At 74.2% G+C, this 4,519-nt stretch carries 6 protein-coding genes; 3 read left to right on the plus strand and 3 right to left on the minus strand.

The genetic code is table 11. From position 1 onward, the window contains the following. The coding region (locus FNQ90_RS13605; RefSeq protein WP_228471124.1) for an RDD family protein at positions 1-540 on the plus strand (540 nt) is incomplete at its 5' end. 42 nt (positions 541-582) lie between these two features. Here FNQ90_RS13605 and FNQ90_RS13610 read toward each other — a convergent pair. Continuing rightward, the gene (locus tag FNQ90_RS13610) at positions 583-882 is read right to left on the minus strand and encodes a hypothetical protein (RefSeq protein ID WP_182606623.1); all 300 of its coding nucleotides are present in this window, start codon (positions 880-882) and stop codon (positions 583-585) included. 424 nt (positions 883-1,306) lie between these two features. On the opposite strand from FNQ90_RS13610, the gene FNQ90_RS13615 reads away from it, so the two are divergent. Beyond that, on the plus strand, positions 1,307-1,639 hold the full coding sequence (locus tag FNQ90_RS13615) for a hypothetical protein (RefSeq protein ID WP_182606624.1): 333 nt from the start codon (positions 1,307-1,309) through the stop codon (positions 1,637-1,639). A 30-nt stretch (positions 1,640-1,669) separates the two neighbouring features. Here the strand turns inward: FNQ90_RS13615 and FNQ90_RS13620 are convergent, their stop codons facing one another. Continuing rightward, on the minus strand, positions 1,670-2,263 hold the full coding sequence (locus tag FNQ90_RS13620; RefSeq protein ID WP_182606625.1) for a nicotinamidase: 594 nt from the start codon (positions 2,261-2,263) through the stop codon (positions 1,670-1,672). A 306-nt stretch (positions 2,264-2,569) separates the two neighbouring features. Continuing rightward, the gene (locus tag FNQ90_RS13625; RefSeq protein WP_182606626.1) at positions 2,570-3,898 is read right to left on the minus strand and encodes a nicotinate phosphoribosyltransferase; all 1,329 of its coding nucleotides are present in this window, start codon (positions 3,896-3,898) and stop codon (positions 2,570-2,572) included. A 324-nt stretch (positions 3,899-4,222) separates the two neighbouring features. On the opposite strand from FNQ90_RS13625, the gene clpS reads away from it, so the two are divergent. Then, positions 4,223-4,519, plus strand: a 297-nt coding sequence (gene clpS, locus FNQ90_RS13630; RefSeq protein WP_182606627.1) for an ATP-dependent Clp protease adapter ClpS, incomplete at its 3' end; no start/stop codon positions are given.

Here is a 4,519-nt window from a genome sequence, read left to right on the forward strand (position 1 = left end):
GGATACGGCCCGCCCCCGCCGCCCGGCCCCGGATACGGACCCGGCTTCGGCGCGCCCGGTGACGCCTACGCCCACAACCCCTACGGCGGACCCGGCGGCGCCCGTGACCCGCTGGAGGGGATGCCGCCGCTCGCCCCGCTCGGCCGCCGGTTCCTCGCCCGGGTGGCGGACTGGTTGATCGTCGCGATCCCGGTCGGCCTCATCACCCTGCCGTGGGCGTTCGACGGCGACGGGGGTCTCACGGGGGGCCTTGTCTACCTGCTGGTGTACTTCGTGTACGAAGGACTGATGCTCACCACCCGGGGACAGACGCTGGGCAAGATGCTGCTCGGCATCCGGGTCGCGAGGCTCGACAACGGCGCCGTCCCGGCCGGCAATCCCGGATGGATCCGCGCGGCCGTCTACTCGCTGCCGCAGCTGGTGCCCTGTCTCGGCACGCTCTTCTGGCTGTGGAACGTCCTCACCTGCACCTGGGACCGGCCCTACCGGCAGTGTCTGCACGACAAGGCGGCCCGGACGGTGGTCGTCCGGGCGGGGTGACGCCGGGGCCGGAACGCCGTGCGGCGGCCCGGCCCCGGACGCTCAGACCCGTACGGCGTGCGGCCGGTCGGCGGCGACCCGCTCCGTGTCCGCCGGGGCGCCGGCGGAGGAGGGGAGGGTGGAGTGCGGCGCGGGCGCCCCGTCGACGGCGGTCGACGTCGCCCGGGCCCCGGCCCGCAGCCCCGGCCGCGCGGCGACCAGTACGCCGAGCGCCAGTGCGAGGACCGTCATCGTGCCGACCGCCCAGCCGGGTGCCGAGGGGAAGAGGAGAACCATCGGGAGAGTGGCGCCGACAACGGCGGCCGACCCGTGGACGACCTGCGCGGGACTCGGATGCGGCATGGCGGATTCCGTCCTGGGGGGATGAGGGTGCACGGCGGCCGACCGGAGGGGGTCCCGGTCGGGCCCTACGGGCCTCGATGCCCGTGGGGGATCGGCGGTAAGCGTGCGCCGATCCGCGCGGCGGGTGCACGGGGGGCGCACGGCATCATGTGCCAACAGGATCCACACGCACGGTAGTTGCCCGAATGCCGGTGGGCAAGACGGTGACCGGTTCCCGGACGGTGACGAAAGCCCCGGGGCTTTCGTCACCGATTCGCCGCAGTGCCCGGGAGCCGCTGTTCGCCCAGGTCGGGGGCGGATGTGAGAAAGACCCTGGCGGTGGTGGCGGGCTCCGGCCAGGATGTGGCGGTCGGCGTGGAAGCCGGTGTCGCACGCCCGGTCGCACGGCCCGGGCGTGCCGTGTGACGAGCGGAGGGAGATTCCGGTGCCCGATGGTGGATGGGTCCGTCAGCCCGACGGCAGCGTCGTGGTGGCGCTGTCCCTGCCCCGCCCCGGGGCGGGATCCGGGGTGCGCCCCGATGGCGCCGAGCAGGAGCGGGTGCGGGTCCTGGTGCACGCCCGCAACCGCGCCCGGGCCCTGACCCGCCTGCGCAATCTGGGCCTGCGGGCGGTCTACCTGCGGGGCAACGCCTCGCCTCCCACACCGGACGAGATCACGGCGGTGCTGCACCATCCGGAGGGACTGTTGTGGCGGTGCCCCGCCGCCCGCCCGGCCGACCCCTGGCGGCCGATGGGGGCCCTGCTGCGTTCCCGCTGACCCCCGGCCGGGGCCGTTCCCCGGCCGGGGTCAGCCGGCGGGGACCGGCGGGGTGCCGGAGAGTTCCACGCCGGCCTCCCGCATCTCCTCCAACGCCCGCTCGACCGTGTGCGGGGCCACCCCGGCGGTGAGGTCGAGCAGCACCCGGGTACGGAAGCCCTCCCGGGCCGCGTCCAGGGCGGTGGCCCGCACGCAGTGGTCGGTGGCGATGCCGACCACGTCCACCTCGGTCACCCCGCGGGCCCGCAGCCACTCCGCGGGGCCGACGCCGTTCTCCTCCGTGCCCTCGAAACCGCTGTAGGCGGCGGAGTAGGCGCCCTTGTCGAAGCAGGTCTCCACGGCGCCCGAGGTGACGGCGGGGGCGAAGTTGGGGTGGAACCCCACGCCCTCGGTTCCGGCCACGCAGTGCGCCGGCCAGGACTCCACGAAGTCCGGGGCCTTTGAGAAGTGGTCGCCGGGGGAGATGTGGTGGTCGCGGGTGGCGATGATGTGGCGGTAGCCCGGACCGGCGGCGCCGATCAGGTCGGTGATGGCGGCGGCCACGGCGCCGCCGCCGGTCACGGCGAGGCTGCCGCCCTCGCAGAAGTCGTTCTGGACGTCGACGACGATCAGTGCGCGGTGCATGGATGCGGACCTCGTTTCCTCTCGTGCGGACCCGGTGGGCGGGCCGGTGGTTCCGGCCGGGTCCGGGTGCTCCGTCCTCCGCCCGCTCGCGGTGGTGCGCCGGCGGGCGGCGCACGCGCCCCGAGCGGGTTGCGCGCGGGTTCCTCGCGCGGATTCCCCGTGCGGACTCGGGATGCGGGGTGCGGGGTGCGGGCCCGGGGTCTCCCGGTCCCCCTGTTCAACTACTCCGTTCGAGTGAAGTGTGCCCCGGAAAGCGGGCGCCGCCCCCTCCCGCCGGGGAGCCGCGCGGACTCCGGCTCCCGGGGCTCAGCGGTATTCGGTGAGCAGGACCGGTTCCCCCCGCGAGAGCTGACCGGCCGAGAGCGGCAGGCGCTCAAGGGCCTCCCGGTGGCGCTTCCGGGCCGCCGAGGGCGGCTCCGCCCCCACGATCTCCCCACCGCGGACCAGCTCCACCTGGATCAGGTCCCCGGCCAACTCCTCCGGGACCGGACCGGTGCCGACGATCTCCGTGGTGGGCACGCCGTCGGGGCCGGCGGGGCGGGCGCCCCACTTGACGCCGCCGATGGAGAGCTTGCCGCCGGCCGACTTCTTGGCCACCGGCACCAGCGGCGTGTCCGGGGCCTCGCCGCCGGCGCGGGCGACCAGCTTGTAGACCATCGAGCAGGTGGGGTGACCGCTGCCGGTGACCAGCTGGGTGCCGACGCCGTAGGCGTCCACCGGGGCGGCGGCCAGGGAGGCGATGGCGTACTCGTCGAGGTCGCTGGTCACCACGATGCGGGTGTCGCGCGCCCCGAGTTCGTCGAGTTGGCGACGGACCCGGTGGGCGACGAGCAGCAGGTCGCCGGAGTCGATGCGCACGGCGCCCAACTCCGGACCGGCGATCTCCACGGCGGCCCGGACGGCCTCGGCGACGTCGTAGGTGTCCACCAGGAGGGTGGTGCCCCGGCCGAGCGAGTCCACCTGGGCGCGGAAGGCGTCCCGCTCGGTGTCGTGCAGCAGGGTGAACGCGTGGGCGCTGGTGCCGACGGTGGGGATGCCGTGGCGGTAGCCGGCCGCGAGGTTGGAGGTGGTGTCGAAGCCGCCGATGAAGGCGGCCCGGGAGGCGGCCACGGCGGCCAGCTCGTGGGTGCGGCGGGCCCCCATCTCGATCAACGAGCGGCCCCGGGCGGCGATGGCCATCCGGGAGGCGGCGGCGGCGACCGCGGAGTCGTGGTTGAGGACGGAGAGCACGACGGTCTCCAGCAGCACGCACTCGGCGAAGGTGCCGGTCACCCGCAGGATGGGGGAGCCGGGGAAGTACACCTCGCCCTCGGGGTAGCCGTGGACGTCGCCGGTGAAGCGGTATTCGGCCAGCCACTGCAGGGTGGGGCCGTCCACCACGCCGGTGCGGTCCAGGAACTCCAGCTGGTCCTGCTCGAAGCGGAAGTTGGCGATGGCGTCCAGGACGCGCCCGGTGCCCGCGACCACGCCGTATCGGCGGCCCTCCGGGAGGCGTCGGGTGAAGACCTCGAAGACCGAGTGGCGGTGGGCGGTGCCGGCCCGCAGAGCGGCGCGGAGCATGGTCAGCTCGTAGTGGTCGGTGAAGAGCGCGGTGGAGGGCACGGCCACCGACAGCCCCGAGGGTCCGTGGTTCATGGGATCAGCGTAACGCCTATTCGTCAGTTTGACGATATCGATCGGGTCCGGGTGTCCGACGGGTGAGAACCCCGGGAACCGAACGGCGGTGCGCGGGGGCGTTCCGGGCCGGCAGCATGGGGGTGAGGACGATCACGTGTCGGTCGCGCCCCGGGGCCGGACCCCGTGTCCGGTGTCCCGGGGTGTCGGCCCCGGGGTGGGGCCGGGGCGGACCGATCGGTCGGCCCCGCGCGCCGACCGGCGGCGCGCCTCCGCCCGGGCGGAGGCGGCCGGGTGGTGATCGGCCGGACGGACCGAGCAAGTCGAACGAGCGATGAGGTTGCCGTGAGTGCCATCCCGCTGGAGGTCGAGCGCACGGAATCGGAGGGGGCGCCCGCGGAGGTGCCCTCGCCGGAGGTCCCCTGGGTCACGGTGGTCCACAACGACCCCGTGAATCTCATGAGTTACGTGACCTACGTGTTCCAGACGTACTTCGGGTACCCCAAGGACAAGGCGAAGCGGTTGATGCTGGACGTGCACCACAAGGGGCGCGCCGTGGTCTCCAGTGGCAGCCGTGAGGAGATGGAGCGAGATGTGCAGGCGATGCACGGCTATGGGCTGTGGGCGACGCTGCAGCGGGAC

This window comes from Streptomyces alkaliphilus, from assembly GCF_014141535.1.
Classification (GTDB): domain Bacteria; phylum Actinomycetota; class Actinomycetes; order Streptomycetales; family Streptomycetaceae; genus Streptomyces; species Streptomyces alkaliphilus.

Excerpts from the sequence above, each read along its gene's own strand:
- FNQ90_RS13610 (WP_182606623.1), bottom strand. The coding sequence starts at position 882 with ATGCCGCATCCGAGTCCCGCGCAGGTCGTCCACGGGTCGGCCGCCGTT.
- FNQ90_RS13625 (WP_182606626.1), bottom strand. The coding sequence starts at position 3,898 with ATGAACCACGGACCCTCGGGGCTGTCGGTGGCCGTGCCCTCCACCGCG.
- FNQ90_RS13620 (WP_182606625.1), bottom strand. The coding sequence starts at position 2,263 with ATGCACCGCGCACTGATCGTCGTCGACGTCCAGAACGACTTCTGCGAG.